Source organism: Robertkochia sediminum (assembly GCF_016786255.1).
Taxonomy (GTDB): Bacteria; Bacteroidota; Bacteroidia; order Flavobacteriales; family Flavobacteriaceae; genus Robertkochia; species Robertkochia sediminum.
Map to the genome: position 1 here is coordinate 101479 of NZ_JADMKT010000064.1, position 21595 is coordinate 123073.

The window sequence follows — 21595 nt, forward strand, 5'->3', positions numbered from 1 at the left end:
ATGAGTTATCACGTAGATCAAAACGGTTATTACGGCAATTTTGGGGGTGCTTTTATTCCCGAAATGCTATATCCTAATGTGGAGGAGTTACGCACGAATTATTTACAGATCATGAACGACCCCTCATTTAAAAAAGATTTCGACCAATTACTTAAGGACTATGTCGGGAGGCCTACCCCGTTATATTTTGCCAAGCGCCTTTCTGAAAAGTACGGCACCCGTATTTACTTTAAGCGGGAAGACCTCAATCACACCGGTGCCCACAAGGTGAATAACACCATCGGTCAGATCCTCCTGGCCCGTAAACTGGGTAAAAAACGTATCATTGCAGAGACCGGTGCCGGACAGCACGGGGTGGCTACCGCAACGGTATGTGCCCTGATGGGAATGCAGTGCGTAGTATATATGGGGGAGATCGATATTGCCAGGCAGGCCCCTAATGTAGCCCGTATGAAAATGCTGGGGGCAGAGGTAAGACCCGCGCTTTCGGGAAGTCGCACCCTCAAGGATGCCACCAATGAGGCCATTCGCGACTGGATCAACAATCCTTTAGACACCCATTACATTATTGGTTCGGCTATTGGGCCGCATCCATACCCCGATATGGTTACCCGTTTTCAAAGCGTGATCTCTGAGGAGATCAGGAAACAACTCCTGGAGAAAGAAGGCAGGGACTACCCGGACCATGTGGTTGCCTGTATTGGAGGTGGTAGTAATGCCGCGGGGTCCTACTATCATTTTCTTGACGATACCCGCGTAAATATCATTGCGGTAGAGGCTGCCGGAAAAGGTATCGACAGCGGTGAAAGTGCTGCCACATCTGCACTGGGCAGAGAAGGGATCATTCACGGTTGTAAAACGTTGCTCATGCAAACCGACGACGGTCAGATCACCGAGCCCTATTCGATCTCTGCAGGACTGGATTACCCGGGAGTAGGCCCCATGCACGCCCACCTATACGCCTCAAAAAGAGGAGAGTTCATTTCGGTTACCGACGACGATGCGATGAATGCCGGACTGGAGCTCACCCGCCTGGAAGGTATTATTCCGGCCATAGAGACCGCACATGCCCTGGCCGTACCCCAACAACGTCCCTTTAAAAAAGATGAAGTGGTGGTGATCAACCTTTCCGGACGCGGCGACAAAGACCTCAACACCTATATCGATCATTTTAACCTCTAGATCATGAACAACAGAATTCACGCAAAACTTCGCGAGCAGAAAAAAGTGCTTTCCATATATTTTACAGCGGGCTACCCTAAACTGGAAGATACCACCCGCATCATACGCGAACTGCAAAGCAGCGGTGTCGATATGATCGAGATCGGACTCCCTTTTAGCGATCCCCTTGCCGACGGTCCAACCATCCAGGATAGTTCGACCAAAGCCCTGCATAATGGGATGACCACCGAAAAACTTTTTGAACAACTGGAAGACATCCGTGAGGATGTAGACATCCCGCTTATTATCATGGGATATTTCAATCCGATGCTGCAATACGGGGTAGAAGCCTTTTGCAAGCGCTGTGCGGCAATAGGGATCGACGGACTCATTATCCCCGATCTTCCTGTAGAGGTCTATGAAGCCTCCTACAAGGACATCTTCGAAACATACGGCCTGGCCAATATCTTCCTGATCACGCCCCAAACCTCTGAAGCCCGGGTACGTAAGATCGACGCTACCTCAGAAGGATTTATATACATGGTGAGTTCGGCATCGGTCACGGGGGCAAAGAGCACCTTTGGCAATGCGCAAGAGGAATATTTTGACCGCATCGCTGCTCTTAACCTGGAAACACCGAGGATCGTTGGCTTCGGGATCAGTAATGCTGAAACCTTTAACACGGCCACCAAAAAGGCCGATGGGGCGATCATTGGGTCGGCCTTTATCAAACACCTTACCCACCACGGGGTAGAAAAGATCAAGGATTTTATTGCCGCGATCAGATAACCAAGAAAATTCTCTAAATTTCATCAAAATCAACACCATGAGAAAAACGCTTATCTGCGCCGTGATCTTCACCCTGGCCCAATGGCAGTACACACTGGCACAAAAGGCTCATCCGTCTATCATCAAAACCATCCACGAGATCGGTGAATTCATTGCTATTCCCAACGATGCCGATCATCCGGAAGACATGACAGACAACCTCATATGGCTAAAAAAGGCCTTTCAGAAAAGAGGCTTCAGCTTTATGGAAGTCCCCACTTCCAACATCCCGCTTTTCTTTGCCAACAACACCATCAAAGAAGGCCGGCCTACCGTGCTGTTCTATATGCATTTTGACGGACAAGCAGTGGATCCCGAAAAATGGGACCAGGAAAACCCCTATAAGATGGTGATCAAAGCCAGAGAAGGAGATGGCTGGAAAACCATTCCCGATAGCGACCTGGAGAAGGACCTCAACCTGGACTGGCGGCTATTCGGAAGATCGGTTTCCGACGATAAAGGCCCGATCGTGATGTTTCTCAATGCCTATGATCATTTGATAAGCAGTGGCAAGACTCCGGCTTTTAATATCAAGGTGATCCTTGACGGCGAGGAAGAAAAATCAAGCAAGCCCCTCCCGGAGGCAGTGGCCAATTACAGGGAACTTTTTGAAGCCGACCTCCTGATCATCAACGACGGCCCCGTTCACACCTCCGGAGCTCCGACCATTGTATATGGTTGTCGCGGGATCACTACCCTTACCCTCACCACCTATGGCCCGGTAAAACCGCAACACAGTGGCCACTTTGGCAATTACGCTCCCAACCCGGCTTTTATCATGGCCAAAGTCCTGAATACCCTTAAAGACGAAGCCGGCAAAGTGACCGTGCCGGGATATTACGACGGGATCACCCTCGACACTGAGATAAAAGCCCTTCTGGCCCAAGTACCGGAAGATGAGAGCGCACTCAAACAAAGACTTCAAATACATAACCCGGAAAGCGTTGGCGGGAATTACCAGGAGTCCCTGCAATTTCCTTCCCTCAATGTTCGAGGACTTAGCAGCGGATGGACCGGAACTAAGGCGCGTACCATTATTCCTGAAAAGACCGTTGCCGAGATCGACCTTCGCCTGGTGCCGGAAACACCGGGACAACGTCAAAAGGACTTTATCCGCACCCACCTCGAAAACCTCGGATACTTCCTCGTAGGTCAGGAACCCGATGAGACCACCCGGATGCAACACGACAAGATCATAAAATTTGAGGAAGGATCTGTAACAGAAGCTTTCCGTTCAGATATGAACAGTTCGGGAGCATTGTGGCTGCAAAGCACCCTGAAAAATGCATTTGGCACCGACCCTGTAAACATCAGGATCATGGGAGGCACCGTACCCATTGCCCCGTTTATCAATGTACTCGACATCCCCGCTTATATCGTTCCCATGGTAAATCCGGATAACAACCAACACAGTCCGAACGAAAACATCACCCTGGAACGAATAGACTACGGACTAAGAGCTTATGAAGCCCTCTTTTCCAGTAATTTAACAGGACTTTAAATCGATTTTAAGAAGAATTCGCTGTCTAAACTGTATATTAAAGATGAATCACTGAATTATTAATGACTATAAAAACATCAACATATGGGACAGATAGCAGACAAAAAATGGAGAAGAAGAAAAGAACAAACCAACCCAACGAATCCAACGGGTAAAACAAACGCAGATCTGAACGACTTTGATATTGATGAGAAGACGATCAAGAGGCAGCAAAATAAAAGGTAATTTCAAACACCTACTCGAAATTACCATGCAAAACCTCCGGAGCATATAATGTTCCGGAGGTTTTATGTTTTAGAGCAACTCCCAGAAGGCTTCGCGGAAATAAGGCGTATACTGCTGTACCCTGAAATCAAGGGTAGTGAATGAAGGATCTTTGGCCTTCTTCATCTTATAGGCATCCATGCCCCCAATGGCGCGGTTTGCTGAGCCCGAAGGTGCGGTCAGGGAAACCGTATAAATAGTTCGGGAATCGAGATCGAACTGGTGTATACGGGGAATCTCGTTTGCGATACGCTTCAATTGGATCCCCCTGGCTTTAAGATGCTTTCTGAAGAAATATTCGGGACCATTCTTAGAATTGCCTCCTGTAAAAAGTAAGGCCTTTACCTTTGTCAATTCGCTCAGGGCACCGGTGAGGTTGCGAAGTTCCACATCCTGCATCCCAAGGTCTGAAGCATCGATCTTTTCCCGCTTTGCAGAAGCCACGATATCAAAAACCCCTACCCCCTTCGATGTCAATAACTGCTTACGCTCCATTACTGCGGCTTCATCGTTCTGATAGTGCAGGGAGGTTTGGTAAACACGTTCAAGAACCGGCCAAAGTAATCCATCGCGACTGCCGTAGCAAAAGTTCACATCTTCTTCCCGTAACCTCCCCAAACTAAATCGCGGTGGTGGCAGGGTGCCTACGATCAACCGGTCGGCTCCCTCCGGTAAAAAAGGCTCATATGGATGTTGATGTAAAAACAAAACGATAGCGTTTAAAACGAACGTAAAACTACTTTCTTTTTTATTGGAAATCAAAACACAGAGACCACCGGAGTTATCATGCCCTACCCCGGTTGATTTGACAAGCGCTATTATAATTATTAACTTTAGAAGGCAACAACAAAATCAACGATATGGGAAAAGGAGATAAAAAGACCAAAAGAGGAAAGATCAATCGCGGTACCTACGGAACGAGTCGTCGAAGAAAGATCAAAAAAAGACGTCCCACCGAAGAGCAACTCAGCGTTGACACCAAAAAATAAAGACCGGTTTTACACCGGTCTTTAGCTTCATATCATGTTGTGGTTCTCTTCAGTTTAAAAGAACCAGTGCGACTTTTACCTTACAAATACAGGCTCATTGGCCTTCTTGGTATATTCTTCACTAAACCGGTAACCTTCCCAGTTAAAGGCTTTCAGCTCGTCAAGGGTCTGCACGTCATTATCGATAATGTATCGCACCATAGCCCCTCTGGCTTTTTTGGCAAAAAAGCTGATCACCTTAAGCTTGTCGTTCTTCCAATCTTTAAACGCAGGCGTGATCACAGGTACCTTCAGCCCTTTTTTATCTACGGCCTTGAAATACTCATTACTCGCCAGGTTTACGAACAACTCGTCGTCTTCCAGTTCTTCATTTAACTTAGCAGTAACCTTTTCTTTCCAGAATCCATAAAGGTTCTTACTGCCATTGACCCCAAAAAACGTCCCCATCTCCAGGCGATAAGGTTGCATCAGGTCAAGAGGTTTCAACACTCCGTAGAGTCCGCTTAAAATTCGTAACCTGTCCTGCAGGGCATCCAGCTTTTCTTCCGGGAGGGAGTAAGCATCGAGGCCAGTATACACATCTCCGTTAAAGGCATAAACTGCCTGACGTGAATTTTCGGTAGTAAAAGGCAATGAAAATTCCTGGTTGCGCTCCCAGTTCAAATTCGCCAGGGCATCAGAAATACTCATAAGCTTAGACAGATCTGCCGGCTTAAGGTCCTTCAGCGCTTTATTAAGCGTAGCTGCCTCTTCCTGAAAAACGGGCTGGGACATTCTTTGTGTAGGAACCTTAGATTCGTAGTCTAATGATTTTGCTGGTGATATTACGATCTTCATATAGGGTTATTTATAGCTGTTAGCATCTCGTTATTGTATTCAAAATTAAAATCGCCGCGCACACGTAAATGGGCAGGCATGACCTTATCGCCCGTGGGAAACCAGTCTTTTTCATACGGATTCACCATGATGAACAAACCTTGTGGGTCTCCGGCGGCACCAAAACGATTAAAATCGCCATCGTACTTCGGCAAATAGTCCAGGGTATTAAGGTCCCTGTACAACTTTTCAAGATCCTGCGCCGGTAATCCCACCTCTCCTATCTGAAGCACCTCCCCTGCCCAAAAGGTGGCCGGAGCTTTCCCTTCCACATCACGGCGGGCGATAAACTCTACGATGTTCTTATCGGCATCATAAAAGTATTGGGCTTTCGCATGCCAGTTAGGAAAATCGATTATTTCTTCGTCCTCAAAGGGCAAAAGCTCCACCCGCTGTCTTAGCCATTTGTTGGCCTGAGTAAAGCTATCGCCGGGAATTAAAAAGGCGAAGTGAACAGGATGCGTATGCGATGCCTTTTCAAATACCAACCGGGAATTACCCGCCTGCAAGACCAACCTGTAGTCATTCGACAGCACACAAGGAAATCCCATCTCGCGGACATAGAAATGCTCCTGAGCAGCAAGGTCTGAAGAAAACAAGGTGAGCTCTTCGATTTTCATGACTTAAAAGTACGGCAACCGACGGGGCAGACAAAGCCCCTTAAAGAATCATTTTCTATGGCCGGATAATCCCTGCCTATTACATATCGCGGTGCTTGGCATAATGCTGCCACTTAGCAATAGCCTCCTGCATATCGTCCGGAATTTCCGAATCGAATCTCATAAACTCCCCGGAAACGGGATGTGTGAATCCAAGACTTTTGGCATGCAGGGCCTGTCGCGGCAATGCTTTAAAGCAATTCTCCACGAACTGTTTGTATTTGGTAAAGGTAGTTCCCTTCAGGATCTTATCACCGCCATAACGCTCGTCGTTGAAGAGCGTATGCCCGGCGTATTTCATATGTGCCCTGATCTGGTGGGTACGACCGGTCTCAAGCCTGCATGACACCAGGGTTACATACCCCAGGCGCTCCAGTACCTTATAGTGGGTAACGGCCTCTTTCCCCTGATCACCTTCAGGGAATACCGCCATCTGCAGTCTGTTCTTCGGATTCCTGCCAATATGCCCTTCAATAGTACCTTCCTCTTCTTCGATATTTCCCCAGACCAAGGCGATATATTCACGTTCGCTGGTTTTCTCAAAGAATTGACGGGACAAATGATTGAGGGCGTGTTCGGTCTTAGCCACCACCAGCAAGCCGCTGGTATCCTTATCGATACGGTGCACCAGTCCCGGACGCTCATTACTGTTGAGGGGGAGGTTATTAAAATGATAGATCAAGGCATTGATCAGGGTTCCTGAATAATTACCATGTCCCGGGTGTACCACCATCCCGGCCGGCTTATTGATCACCAATAATGTGTCGTCTTCATAAACGATATCGAGCGGAATATCTTCGGGTGTGAGCAAATACTCATGAGGTGGATGTTCAAAAAGCACCTTGACCACATCAAAGGCCTTGACCTTATAATTGGATTTTACCACGGTACCGTTCACATAGATATTCCCGCTTTTGGCTGCCTGTTGTATCTTATTACGGGTAGCATTCTCGATAAAGTTCATGAGGAACTTATCTACCCTAAGGGGTTCCTGCCCTTTACCGGCAGTAAAACTGTAATGCTCATAGAGCTCATCGTCCTGCTGCAACTCATCGGTTTGATCTATCGATGCCATATATTATTCGTTTACCTTAACCTGATCCCTGTTTCCGTTTCCGCATATCAAAACCACCTTGGTCGTTTTTGGTAGCTGAATTCCCGGGTTAATGCGCTTACCGTCGTGTTCCAGGTAATACACCATATCCTTACCGAGTTCATTGATGTATTCCACACGGTCTACTTCAAGGCCTACAGCTTTAAGCATGGATTCGGCATTTCGCTTGGTCTTTTGGATCACATCGGGCACACTCACCTTACGATATCCCGACGGATTCAAAGTAAGGTAGATCTTGCGTCCCTCCTTTACCTGCTTGTTAGGCACGGGGTTCTGCTCGATCACCGAAAAACTGGGGTATTGCGGATTGTAATTGGTAGAGTCCAGCACGACAGAACGCAGTCCTGCATCACCCAGGATCTCGTTCACCTCACGAAGGGTCTTCTTCGAAAGGTCGGGTACCAGCACGTACTCACCGTGATTGGTGGTTTGTTTAAGATATTGAAGTACTCCGATGATCAGGGCAAAGAGAACCACCACAGCAATAAGGATCTGCTTCAGAAGGGTCTTACTAAAGAGGAATTTCAAAAAGTTCATGCGTAGAATTTATTTGACAAAGATATAAAAACCAACCCCATCTCAGAGAGTACATATTTTTAAGATTTAGTCAAAAGAGGCTTTTTATTTATTGTGCAATTAATAATACATTTGGGTTACCTAATAAACATACGATCGGGATATGACCAAAAAGAACATTGGGGTGATCATGGGAGGCTACACCTCAGAAGCCGGGATCTCCATGAAAAGCGGACAGGTAGTTTGCGAAACCCTCAATCAGGAACGCTACAATGTGTATGCGTTACACCTCCTTAAAGAAAGGTGGGTGGGAATACTTGAAGACGGTACAGAACAGGAACTGGACCGTGCCGACTTTTCCCTGAACACCCCAAACGGGAAAATACACTTTGATTGTGTCTTTAACGCCATTCACGGTTCTCCCGGAGAGAACGGATACATACAAGCCTACCTTGAATTGCTGGGTATCCCACAAACCTCCTGCGACATGTATCAGTCGGCCCTCACTTACAATAAAAGGGATTGTCTTGCGGTATTACGTTCCTACGGCATCAAAACAGCAAAGTTTCACTACCTGAACAAAGGAGACCACGCCGACCCTGAGGCGATCGTAGCCAAAGTCGGCCTGCCTTGTTTTGTAAAGGCCAATAAGGCCGGTTCCAGTTTTGGGATCTCTAAGGTGAACCATATTAAAGACCTCCCTGCAGCCATAGAAACCTCGTTCAAAGAAGACGATGAGATCCTTATCGAATCCTTCCTTGACGGGACGGAAGTCTCGGTCGGAGTGATCACCTGGAAAGGAGAAGTTACTGTTTTACCGATCACCGAGATCGTATCAGAAAACGACTTTTTTGACTACGAGGCCAAATACCAGGGAAAATCACAGGAGATCACTCCTGCCCGCATCACTGCTGAAGAAGAAAGAAAGGTTACTGAGGTTGCCGAACGCATATACAGGATCCTGCGCATGAAAGGCTTTTCCCGAAGCGAATTCATCTTTGTGAACGGAGAGCCTCACCTGCTCGAGATGAACACCGTTCCCGGACTCACCAAAGAGAGTATACTCCCTCAGCAGGCGGGGGTAGCAGGCATCTCACTGGAAGAGCTCTTTGGCAATGCCATTGAAGAGGCATTAAAAAGCTAAGCGCTTATTTTTATTAACTTTACACAAACCTTATCATCGCTATGCGAAGAGCCATATTCCCGGGATCCTTTGATCCCATAACCCTGGGGCATTACGATATCATTAGCAGAGGTGTTACCCTGTTCGATGAGCTCATTATTGCCATCGGGATCAATGCCGATAAAAAATACATGTTCTCCCTCGAAGAGCGCAAGCGTTTTGTAGAGGAGGCCTTTAAACACGAAAAAAAGATCCGTGTTATGACCTATGAAGGCCTTACGGTGGATTTCTGCAAGAAGGTGGAAGCCGAATTCATTCTTCGTGGCCTGCGCAATCCGGCCGACTTCGAATTTGAAAAGGCCATTGCTCACACCAACAGGAAGCTCAGTGAGATCGAGACGGTTTTCCTCCTCACCTCATCAGGAAAGAGCTATATCTCTTCTTCTATTGTTCGCGACGTAATTCGCAACGGCGGAGACGTTTCCGGACTCGTGCCGGAGACCGTACGAATAAATGGGAATGGGGAGTAGTTAGTGGTTAGTAGGGAGTAGGGAATAGGGAATAGGGAATAGGGAGTAGTTAGTAGTGGGAAGGGAGAAATCAGCTCTTACGACTCACGACTCACCATTCACCACTCGCGATTCTGGACTCTCGACTCTCGACTCTTTACTATTTAATCTTGACTCTTTAATCTTTGATCATAAAAAAAAGGCTGCCTTAACGGGCAGCCTTTTTTATTATTTCATGACATCGGCCATCACGTGATAGCGCGGATCGTCTATATCTTCTTCAATGACCTGGGCCAGTCTTGGCGAAGCCTTGATCATTAATCGCTGACATTCTTCACTAAGGTGTTTTATCTTCACCTTCTTCCCGGCGAGCTCGTATTTCTCTACCAGGTTAAAGAGCGCTTCGATAGCCGAGTGGTCGGTTACACGAGATTCTATAAAATCGATCTCTACATACTCCGGATCGTTCTTCACATCGAATTTACTGCTAAAAGCCTGGATAGAACCAAAGAACAATGGTCCCCAGATCTCGTAAACCTTAGTACCATCTTCACGAAGGTACTTTCTGGCGCGAATACGCTTGGCGTTCTCCCAGGCAAATACAAGAGCCGAGATAATTACTCCGGCGATCACAGCAATAGCGAGATCGAAGAATACCGTAAGCGAAGATACCGCCACAAGCACAACTGCGTCACTCATAGGGATCTTATTGAGTATCCTAAAGCTACTCCACGCAAAGGTCCCGATAACCACCATAAACATCACCCCTACAAGGGCAGCAATAGGCACCTGCTCGATAAGGGAACTGGCAAAAAGGATAAAGAACAACAGGGTTACTGCCGCAACGATCCCCGATAGTCGGGTTCTACCACCACCTTTTATGTTGATAATAGATTGTCCGATCATGGCACAACCTCCCATACCACCAAAGAGTCCGGTGATGATATTGGCACCTCCCTGAGCCATACACTCTCGGTTAGAATTACCGTTGGTTTCGGTAAGCTCATCTAAAAGGTTCAGGGTCATAAGCGATTCTATAAGTCCGATGGCAGCGAGTATCAATGCATACGGCCCGATGAATCTCAGGGTCTCCAGGTTCAAGGGCACCTTGGTAAATATATCCGACTGGAATTGTGGCAATCCACCTTTAAGGCCTTCCCCACCTCCGTCTCTGATGAATGAACCAACGGTGGCCACATCCAGATCACCAAAGATCACAATCGCAGAAACTACCAGAATGGCTATAAGGGCCTCGGGAAGTTTTTTATTCAGTTTAGGAAGTCCCCACATGATCAACATGGTAAGCCCTACAAATCCGACCATGAGCCACAGATCGGCACCTTGCATCCACACGCGGTCACCATCAACCACGTGCTTGAACATGCCCAGCTGAGAAAGGAAGATCACAATGGCAAGACCATTTACAAATCCCATCATTACCGGGTGTGGAATAAGACGTACAAATTTCCCGAGCTTAAGCACCCCGGCAAGCATCTGAATGATCCCCATAAGGATCACTGTAAGGAACAGGTAGTACAATCCGAGGTTCTCCCCTTCGGCTCCCATGGCGTTACCCTGGGCAACCAAAGTAACCATAACCACCGCCAGGGCTCCGGTAGCACCGGAGATCATACCCGGTCTACCTCCAAAGATCGAGGTGATCAATCCGATCATAAAAGCTGCGTACAACCCCACCAATGGAGGTACTCCTGCCACAAAGGCAAAGGCTACCGCCTCCGGAATAAGGGCCAGGGCCACGGTTAAACCACTAAAAATATCATTCTTGGCGTTGGCCGCCCTTTTTCTGATAAATTCTGTCATCGATGCAATAAATTTTTAAGCCTGCAAAACTACTTCAATTTTTGACATGGACAAGATATTATTTTGTGTACATCACCCTGAACTTCAATTAAGTAAATAAAACAAGCACGTAACACCACCGCCACAGCTTCACAACAAGGGTTTGGCATCAGGAGGAATTCGCTATTTTTGGTTTCAAATCGCAAAAACCAACATGCTGAAAAAAATATTCTTCCTCGCCCTTGTACTCTTTCTGACCAAAACAAGATCTCAAAATGTCACCAACGACCTTCAAACCATATTCGAAGCCACCGATGGTAAAGAAACCGCAACATATAACCAGGTAGTAGCGTATTACCAGATGCTGGCCGAACGTTTTGAGGAGATCAAGGTTACCCAAAAAGGCCTTACCGACAGCGAAGAGCCGTTAATGCTGGTGACCTTCACTCCAAAAGCCGTAGCAGTGAACAAGGAGCAAGAAGAAAAACCACTCACAGTATTGATCAATAACGGGATCCACCCGGGGGAACCCGATGGTATCGATGCGACCATGATGCTTTTTCGCGACCTGGCCACAGGCAAACTCCCAGCCCTACAACACACAGTAGTGGCCACCATCCCTGTTTATAATATTGGAGGTGCTTTGAATCGCAACAGCCATAGCCGCACCAACCAGAACGGCCCGGAAGCATACGGATTCCGGGGTAATGCCAGAAACTATGACCTCAACAGGGATTTTATAAAGTCAGACACCCGCAATGCCAGCGCCTTTGCAGGCATCTATCACGAGCTGGAGCCAGACATTTTTATCGACAACCACGTGAGTAACGGGGCCGACTACCAGTATACCCTGACGCATCTATTTACCCAACACAATAAACTGGGAGGACAAGCAGGAGATTTTCTCCACAAGCAGCTTCGCCCTGAGCTGGAAAACAAACTCCTCGATGCACAATGGGACATTACTCCGTATGTGAATGTATTTAATTCGGTTCCTGAAAAAGGCTTTTCTCAATTCTTTGACTCACCCCGCTATTCCACGGGCTATACCACCCTTTGGAACACCCTGGGAATGATGGTGGAAACACACATGCTTAAACCCTACAAACCCCGCGTAGAAGGCACCTATCAACTCATGGTGTCCATGCTGGAGATCGCCGAAACCAATTACAAGACCATCAGAACCGTTCGCCGGGAACGATTGAAAGAACTCTACGTTGCAACCACCTACCCCCTGACCTGGGAAAATGACACCACGGCCCAACGCAGCCTGCTCTTTAAGGGGTATGAAGCCGATATCATTAAAAGTGAGGTTACCGGATTGGACCGACTCAAATACGACCGCTCACGGCCTTTTGAAAAAGAGGTCGCCTATCGCGATCAATTTAAACCGGTGAAAGCGGTCACTATCCCCGAAGCCTATCTTATCCCGGTGGGATGGCACCAGGTGATCACCCTGCTCAGGGAGAATGCGATCGAAATGGAACTCATAGAAAACGATACGGTTCTGGAAGTTGAAGCCTACAGGATCGCAGATTACAAAACCCGCTCTTCGGCCTATGAAGGACATTACCAGCACTACAACACCCGGGTGGAAACCACCACCCCAATGGTAACCCTGAGAGCAGGTATGTACTACCGCGTTCCAACCAGGCAAAAAGGCATTCGCTACCTTCTGGAAACCCTGGAGCCGGAAGCGACAGACTCTTTCTTCAATTGGAATTTCTTTGACACGATACTACAACAAAAGGAAGGATTTTCGCCGTATGTATGGGAAGACAAAGCAAAAGCATTACTGGAATCCAATAGTGAACTCGCTAAGGCATTCAGGTTAAAACGCGAGCAAGATCCTGAATTTGCAACCAATTGGTATGCCCAACTGGACTGGCTGCACAAACGATCTGAAAATTACGAAAAAGCGCACCTGAATTATCCGGTATACCGCATTATGAAGCAACGGCCTTAGAAGTAAAGAAGCCTTTGATATTCTCATAAGAATTCTCAAGGGCTTTTTTGGCCTCCCCCTCATCCAGCCAAACGGCCTTTTCGATACCTTCTTCCCCCTGGGGCTTAAGCTTCCCGGAGTATTTGGTATGCATAAGGTACCAATGGGTCTCTTTTAGTTTGTACACCCCGTTGCGCTTAAAGATATGGTAGGTCTTTTTAAGAAACTGATCCAGCTTGAGCTTTTTAACCCCGGTTTCTTCTTCCACCTCCCGAATAGCGGCATCGGCTATGGCCTCGCCCTTATCGACCTTGCCTTTTGGAAGATCCCATTTTCCGTTTCTGAAAATAAACAGGGTATCGCCCTCAGGATTCAGAGCGAGTCCGCCGGCAGCGATGACCAAAGGCACTTTCTTGGTGAATTTCTTCAGCAGGCTATCGGCATCGGGATGGTAGATCCTGGCAGATGATATCCTGCCCTTTTCGAGCTGATCGATGACCTCGGCGATATCTACAGTGTCCATAAGAAACAGCTTAAAATCGGTTTCTTTAGTAAGTTCAGAGGTCAAAAAAATGCGATGTCCATTTACAAAAACTTCATACATTTGCATCATGATTTTAAACAAAGATACCGCCAGGAAAACAGCAGAGCTTTTGTTGCAAATTAAGGCAATAAAGTTGAATCCCAAAAATCCCTTCACTTGGGCTTCAGGCTGGAAATCACCCATCTATTGCGACAACCGCATCATCCTTTCTTATCCGCCCATAAGAAACTACGTCAGAGAACAGATGGCAAGACAGATCGAAGAGCTCTACGGCACACCCGATGTGATCGCCGGAGTTGCTACCGGTGCCATTGGCGTTGGAATGCTGGTGGCCGACTACCTCAACCTCCCCTTCGTATACGTACGACCCGAACCTAAAAAGCACGGTCGTGGTAACCAGATCGAGGGAGCTCTCGAGGCCGGACAGAACGTGGTGGTGGTAGAAGATCTTATAAGTACCGGTAAGAGCAGCCTTAATGCCGTTACCGCCCTGGAAGAAGCAGGTGCACGTGTAAAAGGGATGATCGCCATCTTTACCTATGGCTTTGATGTGGCGACCGAAAACTTTGAAGACCGAAAAATACAACTACACACCTTGAGCAACTATGAAAATCTGTTGCAGCAGGCGGTAGACACCCATTATATCACAGAAAAAGAATTGCACACCCTTCAGGACTGGAGAGTAGCTCCACAATCCTGGAATAAAACTGAAAAAGAATGACCATAGACACTCCAAAAACTCAGGTAAACCTCGGAGCTTCTGAACTCTTTGATTTTCTTGCGGATGTAAAAAACTTTGAAAAGCTTATGCCTGAAAGCATCAGTAAGTTCGAAGTACTGGAAGAAGAAAAATTCCTCTTCGCCCTCAAAGGCATGCCGGAGATCGTACTGAAGATCAAGGAAAAGAGCCCAAGCAACCAGATCGTCCTGGGAGCGGCTTCAGATAAGCTGCCTTTTACCCTGACCGCAAATATTGCAGAAACTTCGGCATCTACCAGTGAAGTAGACCTGGTATTTAATGGCGAATTCAATGCCATGATGGGAATGATGATCAAAGGCCCCATTACTTCCTTCATCAATACGCTTACCGAAAATATGGGGAAATTGTAGTCCCATATGCATATAGAAAAACAACTGGATAACCCTGCTCCGATGAGTAGGGTTATTTTTTTGCATTCAGTTCGCCGGTAGCCCGGTTCCCGGCTAATGTGACCACGCCATTGTTAAAGCGACCTTTACCACTATGGCATCAGACCAAAGAATAGTTTAAATTAGCGCTAAAAAGAAACGCTATGAACTTTTATGATCACGAAGCCCTTAAGCTAAACGGGGAACCCCAGGACATGAGCGCATATAAGGGGAAAACCATTATAGTGGTTAACACGGCCAGCAAATGCGGCTTCACTCCCCAATACAAAGGTTTAGAAAAACTGTACCAGAAGTACAAGGACGACGGACTGGTGATCCTCGGGTTTCCATGCAACCAATTCGGCAAGCAGGAATCGGGATCTTCCGATGAAATACAAGAGTTCTGCGAAATGAATTACGGGGTAACCTTTCCTATGTTCGAAAAGGTAAGAGTGAACGGGGTAAACGCCCATCCGATCTTTAAGCACTTACGATCCAGCCTTCCCGGCGGATTATTCGGTAGCAGGATCAAATGGAATTTCACCAAGTTCGTGATCGATAAGAAGGGTAAACCCGTAAAGCGGTTCTCTCCCACCACTAAACCCGAGAAAATGGAAGGATACATTCAACGGGTGTTGAAAAGGTGAGTAGGGAGAGGGAGTAGTGAATAGGGAGTGGTGAGTGGATGATTATTTCTAACCGCATCACAGTTTCATCCTCTGGAGCTTTAGCGAAAGAGGGCATAACCGTATCACAGAACCAAGAACCAAGAGTAATGAGGAAAGAGCTAAGGGTTAAGAGTTAAGGGCTAAGGGCTAAGGGCTAAGGGCTAAGAAAGTTGAATTTTGGGTTTTGGATTTTGGGTTTTAAAATCCTCGTAACCGCTTCACTGCGTCACCGCTTCACTGCTTCACTGCTTCACTGCGTCACCTTGTAACTACGTAACATCGTAACTCAGTACAACAACGTGATCTCTTTGAGATCAAAGCTCCCCATGACCTCATCTTCCATCAACACCTGTAGCTTACCATCCTTATCGATCCCTTTAATGAAGCCCATAAAGAGTTTGCCTTCGGTATCTTTAAAGGTTGAGGGTTTATCCTTTCGGAAGAGCCGGGACTCGTAGTGGGTTTTAAGGGCATCGAAGCGACCTTCCCTGATCCAGGGAATATAATTGCGAAACTCGTCGACCAGTTTATAGAGCACTTCTTCCCGCACATAGTGCACCCCGGTGATCTTTTTGAGGGATGATGCGTTGAGCAATCCGGGAAATTCTGTTTGATTCAGGTTGAGTCCTACCCCGATCACTGCAGCGCTTAACCTTGCATTCCTGAAGATATTTTCGATAAGAATACCCCCCACCTTGTGGTTTGCTGACAAAATGTCGTTAGGCCATTTGATCTTGACATCGGGCACTGAAAAGTGATTCAGGGTGTCATAAACGGCCAGAGAAATGGCCATACTCAAGGTAAACATCTGCTCGGTATCCAGGCCCGAAAGCTCCTTATACAGGCTAAACGTTAGGTTTTTACCGGGTTCAGTCTCCCAGGTAGTTCCCATTTGTCCGCGTCCCATAGTCTGCCGGTCGGCCATAACCACCGTGTAATCTTCCAGGGGTACCTGGGCCTCCAACAGCCTTAAATAGGTGTTGGTGGAATCAATGGCATCAAGTTTGATTAAATTCATACAGCGCCCATCATTTATTATGTTGTAATCTTATGTTAATGGAGGTAGGGCCAAAAACAAAAAAATAATAACTTTGTGAAAATACTATTAATTAATGGCAAAAACGAGCAGTAGCGCAGATCAGTTGATCACACATATCTTAAAGGGGATTGAAGAAGTAAAGGGACAGGATGTTAATATTTTAGATTTAAGAGAATTAGACAACACGGTTTGCGATTACTTCATTATCTGTAACGGAACCTCTAACACACAGGTAAACGCCATCGTAAATTCTATCCAAAAAACAGTCAGCAAAGATCTTAAAGACAAACCATGGCACGTTGAAGGTACTGATAACGCCGAATGGGTTTTGATCGACTACGTGAACGTAGTGGTTCACGTATTCCAGAAGCACATTCGCGAGTATTACGATATCGAAGGCCTTTGGGGAGACGCCAAGGTTACTGCTGTTCCCATGAATTAATCACCACACCTATTAACTTAAAGAATTAAATGGCAAAAGACACAAACAATACAAGTCCAAAAAAGCCTAAGTTCAGTTCGTACTGGATCTATGGAGTAATTCTGCTTTTCATTGTCGGAATGCAATTGTTTTCCGGAGGAAGCAGCTGGTCGACTCCACCAGAGATCACCCCTTCTAAGATGGAACAGTACCTGGCGGAAGGCGACATTGAGAAGATACTCATAATAAACAACACCAAAAGCGCAAAGATCTTCCTTACACAGGAAGCCCTCAATAAAGACATTCATAAGAGTGCACAGGGAAAATCACTGCTTCCAAGTTCCTCTCAGGCACCTTCGTATCTGGTAAAATTCGGAGATGCTAAAAACTTTGAAGACGGAATTAAGGAGATCAAAGAGGAGAACCCGGAGATCAAAGACAACGTTGAAGTTCGATTTGACCAGGAATCCAATTTACTGGGAGATCTTTTGATCACCCTGCTTCCTTTCGTACTGATCATCGCCATCTGGATCTTCCTGATGCGTAGAATGTCCGGAGGAGCTGCAGGTGGAGCCGGCGGACAGATATTCAATATCGGGAAATCGAAGGCTAAGCTCTTTGACGAAAAGACCGATATGAAGGTAACCTTTAAGGACGTTGCCGGACTGGAAGGGGCGAAAGAAGAGGTTCAGGAGATCGTAGATTTCCTTAAGAATCCTGAAAAATACACCTCTCTTGGTGGTAAGATCCCGAAAGGAGCCCTCCTCGTAGGACCTCCGGGAACCGGTAAGACCCTTCTCGCCAAAGCTGTGGCGGGAGAGGCTAAAGTGCCGTTCTTCTCCCTTTCAGGATCAGACTTTGTAGAGATGTTCGTTGGGGTTGGTGCCTCAAGAGTACGTGACCTCTTTAAGCAAGCTAAAGACAAATCGCCTGCCATCATCTTTATCGATGAGATCGATGCCATCGGTAGAGCGAGAGGTAAGAATAATTTCACCGGTAGTAATGACGAAAGGGAAAATACCCTTAACCAGCTGCTTACCGAAATGGACGGATTCGGAACGAACACCAATGTGATCGTGCTTGCCGCGACCAACAGAGCCGATGTCCTCGACAAGGCACTGATGCGTGCCGGGCGTTTCGACCGCCAGATCTATGTTGACCTTCCCGATATCAGGGAAAGAAAAGAGATCTTCGAGGTACACCTAAGACCCATCAAAAATTCAGAAACCCTGGACCTGGATTTCCTTGCTAAGCAAACTCCCGGATTCTCCGGCGCCGATATCGCCAACGTATGTAATGAGGCGGCACTGATCGCTGCGAGAAATGGTAAGAAGGCCGTAGACAAGCAAGATTTTCTGGATGCAGTAGATCGTATCGTAGGGGGTCTGGAGAAAAAGAACAAGATCATTACCGCCGATGAGAAAAAGACCATCGCATACCACGAAGCCGGTCACGCTACCGTAAGCTGGTTATTGGAGCACGCTGCTCCCCTGGTGAAGGTTACCATCGTTCCTCGTGGTCAAAGTCTTGGTGCCGCATGGTACCTGCCCGAAGAACGCCTTATCGTAAGACCGGAACAAATGGCCGACGAGATGTGTGCGACCATGGGTGGCCGTGCCGCAGAAAAAGTGATGTTCAACAAGATCTCTACGGGAGCACTGAGCGACCTGGAAAAGGTAACCAAACAGGCACGTGCCATGGTCACTATTTACGGACTTAATGACAAGATCGGGAATCTCACCTATTACGATTCAACAGGGCAATCAGACTACACCTTCTCAAAACCGTATAGTGAAGAGACTGCCAAGACCATCGACGAGGAGATCTCCAACATTATAGAAGAACAATACCAGCGAGCCATTAAACTCCTGGAAGACAACAAGGATAAGCTCACCACATTGGCCGACAGACTCCTTGAAAAAGAGGTGATCTTTAAAGATGACCTGGAGCGAATTTTCGGAAAACGTCCGTTTGAAAAGGAGGAGAATACTCCAAAAAATGAAGACGATTCTGAAAAACCGGAAGAAGAACTTCAGGAAAAAGAATAAGTTTAAAAGGGCGTAAAGGTAATTTTTACGCCCTTTTTGTACTTTATCGGTTCAGATTTCATAATTTTATGAAAAGAGAACATTATAAATCTGCATCCCCCATAAATTCATAAATGAACTTTTTCAGACGACTTTTTGGATCGAAAGAAAATAAAAACAAGGAAACTCCTGTCGCCACTGAGCGCGGCAAGTTCATGCCTGAGGTCCAATTACCTACCGATGAGAAATTCACTATAAACTTCAAAAAGAACGGCGGCAAATTCCTTTACTGTGACTCTAAGGAAGAAGTATTGGAAGCCTTCCGAAATATCCTTAATGAAAATGCCTGGACACCTAACGATGTATGTTGTATCGACGACAACCTGGCTTCTGTGTTCCGGAATTTCCAGATCGGCAGCCGCACACACTGCTACAATACCAATCTTTTTCTCACCCGATGTGAAAATCTTGTTGCCGATAACGGATCGATCCTGATCAGTTCGAACCAGATCAAAGAAAGCAAACTACACGATCTACCCGACAATTTTATCGTCTTTGCCACTACGAGTCAGCTCATTGACAATTTGGGCGAAGGATTACACGGAATAAAATCGAAGAACAAAGGGCACATCCCTACCAATATTACCACCATAAAACACTTCAGCAACCAGGAAGAAAAAGATTTTCTGTCTTACGGGAGTACCTCAAAAAACCTATATTTGCTCTTATTGGAAGATTTATAAGATGCGAGAACTCTTAAAGCGCGCCATTACTGGTGTTTTATATATTTTACTGTTACTGGCGGCAGTGTTCCTTAGCGACGACGCCTTCGATTTCCTTTTCATGATATTTGGTCTTACCTGTCTTTATGAGTTTAAAAAGATCATACGCCTGCAGGGGTATTATATCTTTTTAGGATTCATGGTTCTCTGGTGGCTTCACATCTATCTCTTACACGGACTCCCTAAAAGGATCCTGATCAGCGGCATCCTTCTGGTGTGCACCCTGATCACCGATATTTTAATGGTAAGAATGCTGTACAGCCATAACAGGCCACGCTTTTCGAATCTTCAAAAATTCTTTATCGCCCTGTTCTACATTGGTGGCGGATGCATCTTCCTGACCATGATCCCCTATAGCCATGAAGGATTTTCCAAGTCGCTCATTATCGGGATCTTTATCCTGATCTGGGTAAACGACTCCTTTGCTTATCTCGTGGGGCGTACCTTCGGAAAACACAAACTCTTTGAAAGGGTATCCCCTAAAAAGACCATTGAAGGCTTCCTGGGCGGATTCGTTTTTGCATTAATTGCTTCCTATTTTTTATTCATATATACGAAAGAATTAACTTTGTTACACTGGATCGCTCTGGGAATGGTTGTTGTTATTGCCGGTACCCTGGGAGATCTTGTCGAATCAAAATTTAAACGGATGGCAGGCGTGAAAGACAGTGGCGCTATTCTCCCCGGACACGGCGGATTATTAGACCGACTGGATAGTTTGGTCTTCGCAGCACCATTTGCCTATTTAACCCTGCAAATTTTCACCTATGTTTCATAAAGAAGGATATAAGATCATTGTAGCGACCCTGTTAACGGTCATTATTGGTATTTTGCTGGCTCAGTATTACATTCCGGTTAATTGGATACAGAAAACCGTGCAGGTTGTATTGCTATTGCTCCTGGTTACCGTACTGCAATTCTTCAGAAATCCAAAACGAGTGGGGGCGCTCTCAGATGAGCATATCGTATCTCCAGTAGATGGCAAGGTCGTGGTGATCGAAGAAGTATACGAAAAAGAATACTTCAAAGACCAGCGCATACAGGTATCGATCTTTATGTCTCCGGTAAACGTACACGTTACCCGATACGCCCTGAGCGGTCTGGTAAAATTCAGCAAATACCATCCCGGGAAATACCTCGTTGCCTGGCATCCTAAAGCTTCAGAAGAGAACGAACGTACCACCATCGTGGTAGAGAACCCTGTTTTTGGAGCGGTCCTATACAGACAGATCGCCGGTGCACTTGCCAAAAGAATCGTAAATTACGCTAAAGAAGGCATGCAAGTCACCCAGGGTGAAGATGCCGGATTTATTAAGTTTGGGTCCAGAGTAGACCTGTTCCTGCCCCTTGATGCTAAAATACACGTGAGCCTTAACCAGAAAGTTAAAGGAGGAATCGATCGTATTGCAAGCAAATAGAACATGGAAAAAGACACTTTGGAAAAAGAATTCAACAAAGCCGTAGAATTCATGAATAATTACTACGAGCCCTTGCCTGCCGATCTGTTGCTTAGGCTATACGCCTATTATAAAAAGGCTACCAGCAGTGACGCTCCTCCACGTAGCCGAAGAGCTATCATCAATGCCTTTAAGACCAATGCCCTATTTCAAGCGGGGAATATTAGTGAAGACGAAGCCAAAAAGAAATACACCGACCTGGTAAGTTCCTACTTTGGCAAAGCATTCACCGACAGCTAAAATC

General features: G+C 46.4%; 25 protein-coding genes. 17 read left to right on the forward strand and 8 right to left on the reverse strand.

What is annotated here, in order from left to right; translation table 11 throughout:
• From trpB to IS446_RS02390, 4 genes are all read left to right on the forward strand, one after another.
• On the forward strand, positions 1–1182 hold the full coding sequence (trpB, locus tag IS446_RS02375; RefSeq protein ID WP_203058162.1) for a tryptophan synthase subunit beta: 1182 nt from the start codon (positions 1–3) through the stop codon (positions 1180–1182).
• 3 nt (positions 1183–1185) lie between these two features.
• Positions 1186–1950, forward strand: coding sequence for a tryptophan synthase subunit alpha (gene trpA / locus IS446_RS02380; RefSeq protein ID WP_203058163.1), 765 nt, complete (start codon positions 1186–1188; stop codon positions 1948–1950).
• 37 nt (positions 1951–1987) lie between these two features.
• Positions 1988–3490 (forward strand): M20/M25/M40 family metallo-hydrolase, encoded by a 1503-nt coding sequence (locus tag IS446_RS02385; RefSeq protein WP_203058164.1) that lies wholly within the window; start codon positions 1988–1990, stop codon positions 3488–3490.
• An 84-nt stretch (positions 3491–3574) separates the two neighbouring features.
• Positions 3575–3715, forward strand: a complete 141-nt coding sequence (locus IS446_RS02390) for a hypothetical protein (RefSeq protein ID WP_203058165.1) — start codon at positions 3575–3577, stop codon at positions 3713–3715.
• A 69-nt stretch (positions 3716–3784) separates the two neighbouring features.
• Here IS446_RS02390 and IS446_RS02395 read toward each other — a convergent pair whose 3' ends face one another.
• Positions 3785–4462 carry a uracil-DNA glycosylase family protein gene (locus IS446_RS02395; protein ID WP_203058166.1) on the reverse strand — a complete coding sequence of 226 codons (678 nt, stop codon included), beginning with the start codon at positions 4460–4462 and terminating at the stop codon, positions 3785–3787.
• Positions 4463–4614: 152 nt separating this feature from the next.
• On the opposite strand from IS446_RS02395, the gene IS446_RS02400 reads away from it, so the two are divergent.
• On the forward strand, positions 4615–4743 hold the full coding sequence (locus IS446_RS02400; protein ID WP_203058168.1) for a 30S ribosomal protein THX: 129 nt from the start codon (positions 4615–4617) through the stop codon (positions 4741–4743).
• A gap of 75 nt (positions 4744–4818) precedes the next feature.
• On the opposite strand, the gene yaaA is transcribed toward IS446_RS02400, so the two are convergent.
• From yaaA to IS446_RS02420, 4 genes are all read right to left on the reverse strand, one after another.
• The gene (gene yaaA, locus IS446_RS02405) at positions 4819–5580 is read right to left on the reverse strand and encodes a peroxide stress protein YaaA (protein WP_203058170.1); all 762 of its coding nucleotides are present in this window, start codon (positions 5578–5580) and stop codon (positions 4819–4821) included.
• Positions 5577–6239: a VOC family protein gene (locus tag IS446_RS02410; RefSeq protein WP_203058172.1), complete on the reverse strand. Its 663-nt coding sequence runs from the start codon at positions 6237–6239 to the stop codon at positions 5577–5579. Before IS446_RS02410 ends, yaaA begins: the two co-directional genes overlap by 4 nt.
• A gap of 79 nt (positions 6240–6318) precedes the next feature.
• Positions 6319–7353 (reverse strand): RluA family pseudouridine synthase, encoded by a 1035-nt coding sequence (locus IS446_RS02415; RefSeq protein WP_203058174.1) that lies wholly within the window; start codon positions 7351–7353, stop codon positions 6319–6321.
• A gap of 3 nt (positions 7354–7356) precedes the next feature.
• Positions 7357–7929 (reverse strand): PASTA domain-containing protein, encoded by a 573-nt coding sequence (locus IS446_RS02420; protein ID WP_203058177.1) that lies wholly within the window; start codon positions 7927–7929, stop codon positions 7357–7359.
• A 142-nt stretch (positions 7930–8071) separates the two neighbouring features.
• On the opposite strand from IS446_RS02420, the gene IS446_RS02425 reads away from it, so the two are divergent.
• Positions 8072–9052, forward strand: coding sequence for a D-alanine--D-alanine ligase (locus tag IS446_RS02425; RefSeq protein WP_203058179.1), 981 nt, complete (start codon positions 8072–8074; stop codon positions 9050–9052).
• Between the two features lie 41 nt (positions 9053–9093).
• Entirely contained in the window at positions 9094–9561 is a 468-nt protein-coding gene (gene coaD, locus IS446_RS02430; RefSeq protein ID WP_203058181.1) for a pantetheine-phosphate adenylyltransferase, read from the forward strand.
• Positions 9562–9768: 207 nt separating this feature from the next.
• Here the strand turns inward: coaD and IS446_RS02435 are convergent, their stop codons facing one another.
• Complete coding sequence (locus tag IS446_RS02435; protein ID WP_203058184.1) at positions 9769–11361, reverse strand: SulP family inorganic anion transporter; 1593 nt, start codon at positions 11359–11361, stop codon at positions 9769–9771.
• A 193-nt stretch (positions 11362–11554) separates the two neighbouring features.
• On the opposite strand from IS446_RS02435, the gene IS446_RS02440 reads away from it, so the two are divergent.
• On the forward strand, positions 11555–13306 hold the full coding sequence (locus tag IS446_RS02440; protein WP_203058186.1) for a M14 family metallopeptidase: 1752 nt from the start codon (positions 11555–11557) through the stop codon (positions 13304–13306).
• On the opposite strand, the gene IS446_RS02445 is transcribed toward IS446_RS02440, so the two are convergent.
• Complete coding sequence (locus IS446_RS02445) at positions 13287–13808, reverse strand: NUDIX hydrolase (RefSeq protein WP_317192152.1); 522 nt, start codon at positions 13806–13808, stop codon at positions 13287–13289. The two genes, IS446_RS02440 and IS446_RS02445, sit on opposite strands and share 20 nt — an antisense overlap.
• An 88-nt stretch (positions 13809–13896) precedes the next feature.
• On the opposite strand from IS446_RS02445, the gene pyrE reads away from it, so the two are divergent.
• From pyrE to IS446_RS02460, 3 genes are all read left to right on the forward strand, one after another.
• Positions 13897–14550, forward strand: a complete 654-nt coding sequence (pyrE, locus tag IS446_RS02450) for an orotate phosphoribosyltransferase (protein WP_203058188.1) — start codon at positions 13897–13899, stop codon at positions 14548–14550.
• Positions 14547–14939, forward strand: a complete 393-nt coding sequence (locus IS446_RS02455) for an SRPBCC family protein (protein ID WP_203058190.1) — start codon at positions 14547–14549, stop codon at positions 14937–14939. Before pyrE ends, IS446_RS02455 begins: the two co-directional genes overlap by 4 nt.
• Positions 14940–15121: 182 nt before the next feature.
• Positions 15122–15604, forward strand: coding sequence for a glutathione peroxidase (locus IS446_RS02460; protein WP_203058191.1), 483 nt, complete (start codon positions 15122–15124; stop codon positions 15602–15604).
• 307 nt (positions 15605–15911) lie between these two features.
• Here IS446_RS02460 and IS446_RS02465 read toward each other — a convergent pair whose 3' ends face one another.
• Entirely contained in the window at positions 15912–16643 is a 732-nt protein-coding gene (locus IS446_RS02465) for a biotin--[acetyl-CoA-carboxylase] ligase (protein WP_203058193.1), read from the reverse strand.
• A gap of 94 nt (positions 16644–16737) precedes the next feature.
• Between IS446_RS02465 and rsfS the strand changes: the two genes are divergently transcribed.
• The 6 genes from rsfS to IS446_RS02495 all read left to right on the forward strand — a co-directional run bounded on the left by rsfS (position 16738) and on the right by IS446_RS02495 (position 21591).
• The gene (gene rsfS / locus IS446_RS02470) at positions 16738–17106 is read left to right on the forward strand and encodes a ribosome silencing factor (RefSeq protein ID WP_203058207.1); all 369 of its coding nucleotides are present in this window, start codon (positions 16738–16740) and stop codon (positions 17104–17106) included.
• A gap of 29 nt (positions 17107–17135) precedes the next feature.
• Complete coding sequence (gene ftsH / locus IS446_RS02475) at positions 17136–19133, forward strand: ATP-dependent zinc metalloprotease FtsH (RefSeq protein ID WP_203058215.1); 1998 nt, start codon at positions 17136–17138, stop codon at positions 19131–19133.
• 113 nt (positions 19134–19246) lie between these two features.
• Positions 19247–19855, forward strand: a complete 609-nt coding sequence (locus IS446_RS02480) for an LUD domain-containing protein (RefSeq protein ID WP_203058222.1) — start codon at positions 19247–19249, stop codon at positions 19853–19855.
• A gap of 1 nt (position 19856) precedes the next feature.
• A complete protein-coding gene (locus IS446_RS02485) occupies positions 19857–20672 on the forward strand; it encodes a phosphatidate cytidylyltransferase (RefSeq protein WP_203058223.1) in 816 nt (271 codons plus the stop codon).
• Positions 20662–21312, forward strand: coding sequence for a phosphatidylserine decarboxylase family protein (locus tag IS446_RS02490; protein WP_203058224.1), 651 nt, complete (start codon positions 20662–20664; stop codon positions 21310–21312). Before IS446_RS02485 ends, IS446_RS02490 begins: the two co-directional genes overlap by 11 nt.
• A gap of 3 nt (positions 21313–21315) precedes the next feature.
• A complete protein-coding gene (locus IS446_RS02495; RefSeq protein ID WP_203058225.1) occupies positions 21316–21591 on the forward strand; it encodes an acyl-CoA-binding protein in 276 nt (91 codons plus the stop codon).
• The last annotated feature ends 4 nt before the right edge of the window (positions 21592–21595 follow it).

Excerpts from the sequence above, each read along its gene's own strand:
- IS446_RS02425 (WP_203058179.1), top strand. The coding sequence starts at position 8,072 with ATGACCAAAAAGAACATTGGGGTGATCATGGGAGGCTACACCTCAGAA.
- IS446_RS02390 (WP_203058165.1), top strand. The coding sequence starts at position 3,575 with ATGGGACAGATAGCAGACAAAAAATGGAGAAGAAGAAAAGAACAAACC.
- yaaA (WP_203058170.1), bottom strand. The coding sequence starts at position 5,580 with ATGAAGATCGTAATATCACCAGCAAAATCATTAGACTACGAATCTAAG.
- IS446_RS02400 (WP_203058168.1), top strand. The coding sequence starts at position 4,615 with ATGGGAAAAGGAGATAAAAAGACCAAAAGAGGAAAGATCAATCGCGGT.
- trpB (WP_203058162.1), top strand. The coding sequence starts at position 1 with ATGAGTTATCACGTAGATCAAAACGGTTATTACGGCAATTTTGGGGGT.
- IS446_RS02440 (WP_203058186.1), top strand. The coding sequence starts at position 11,555 with ATGCTGAAAAAAATATTCTTCCTCGCCCTTGTACTCTTTCTGACCAAA.
- IS446_RS02495 (WP_203058225.1), top strand. The coding sequence starts at position 21,316 with ATGGAAAAAGACACTTTGGAAAAAGAATTCAACAAAGCCGTAGAATTC.
- IS446_RS02420 (WP_203058177.1), bottom strand. The coding sequence starts at position 7,929 with ATGAACTTTTTGAAATTCCTCTTTAGTAAGACCCTTCTGAAGCAGATC.
- IS446_RS02490 (WP_203058224.1), top strand. The coding sequence starts at position 20,662 with ATGTTTCATAAAGAAGGATATAAGATCATTGTAGCGACCCTGTTAACG.
- IS446_RS02415 (WP_203058174.1), bottom strand. The coding sequence starts at position 7,353 with ATGGCATCGATAGATCAAACCGATGAGTTGCAGCAGGACGATGAGCTC.
- IS446_RS02480 (WP_203058222.1), top strand. The coding sequence starts at position 19,247 with ATGAACTTTTTCAGACGACTTTTTGGATCGAAAGAAAATAAAAACAAG.
- IS446_RS02410 (WP_203058172.1), bottom strand. The coding sequence starts at position 6,239 with ATGAAAATCGAAGAGCTCACCTTGTTTTCTTCAGACCTTGCTGCTCAG.
- IS446_RS02435 (WP_203058184.1), bottom strand. The coding sequence starts at position 11,361 with ATGACAGAATTTATCAGAAAAAGGGCGGCCAACGCCAAGAATGATATT.
- IS446_RS02485 (WP_203058223.1), top strand. The coding sequence starts at position 19,857 with ATGCGAGAACTCTTAAAGCGCGCCATTACTGGTGTTTTATATATTTTA.
- coaD (WP_203058181.1), top strand. The coding sequence starts at position 9,094 with ATGCGAAGAGCCATATTCCCGGGATCCTTTGATCCCATAACCCTGGGG.
- IS446_RS02455 (WP_203058190.1), top strand. The coding sequence starts at position 14,547 with ATGACCATAGACACTCCAAAAACTCAGGTAAACCTCGGAGCTTCTGAA.
- IS446_RS02385 (WP_203058164.1), top strand. The coding sequence starts at position 1,988 with ATGAGAAAAACGCTTATCTGCGCCGTGATCTTCACCCTGGCCCAATGG.
- rsfS (WP_203058207.1), top strand. The coding sequence starts at position 16,738 with ATGGCAAAAACGAGCAGTAGCGCAGATCAGTTGATCACACATATCTTA.
- trpA (WP_203058163.1), top strand. The coding sequence starts at position 1,186 with ATGAACAACAGAATTCACGCAAAACTTCGCGAGCAGAAAAAAGTGCTT.
- IS446_RS02460 (WP_203058191.1), top strand. The coding sequence starts at position 15,122 with ATGAACTTTTATGATCACGAAGCCCTTAAGCTAAACGGGGAACCCCAG.
- ftsH (WP_203058215.1), top strand. The coding sequence starts at position 17,136 with ATGGCAAAAGACACAAACAATACAAGTCCAAAAAAGCCTAAGTTCAGT.
- IS446_RS02465 (WP_203058193.1), bottom strand. The coding sequence starts at position 16,643 with ATGAATTTAATCAAACTTGATGCCATTGATTCCACCAACACCTATTTA.
- pyrE (WP_203058188.1), top strand. The coding sequence starts at position 13,897 with ATGATTTTAAACAAAGATACCGCCAGGAAAACAGCAGAGCTTTTGTTG.
- IS446_RS02445 (WP_317192152.1), bottom strand. The coding sequence starts at position 13,808 with ATGGACACTGTAGATATCGCCGAGGTCATCGATCAGCTCGAAAAGGGC.